This window comes from uncultured Roseobacter sp., assembly GCF_947496515.1.
In the GTDB taxonomy this organism is placed as follows: domain Bacteria; phylum Pseudomonadota; class Alphaproteobacteria; order Rhodobacterales; family Rhodobacteraceae; genus Roseobacter.
Genome location: NZ_CANMDB010000059.1, coordinates 1 through 277, shown reverse-complemented (window position 1 = coordinate 277; position 277 = coordinate 1). Strand labels below are relative to the sequence as shown.

At 61.7% G+C, this 277-nt stretch carries 1 pseudogene; it reads left to right on the top strand.

Annotation, left to right across the window (positions count from 1 at the left end):
* Positions 1-277, top strand: a pseudogene (locus Q1A53_RS23365) (IS5/IS1182 family transposase); the annotation flags it as partial.

The following is a 277-nucleotide window of genomic DNA, read 5'->3' as shown; positions in this document are numbered from 1 at the left end:
ACGCGGCCATCGACGGCAGCACCATCGAGGCGGATGCCAACCGGGATCGTAAGGATGCGCCGGACGCGATTCAAAGAGTCTGGTCGCGGCAGGAACAGGTACAGCGCCCGGTGGCTGAATATCTGGAAAAGCTGGCCGCCGCCGAAGGCACGGTACAATCCGGCCCGAAGAAGAAGCCGCCCAAGTATATCTCAGAGACTGATCCAGAAGCGGCATGGTCGCTGAAGGACGGCCCTGGCCGGTTCAGCTACGAGACCAACTACCTGGTCGACACCGA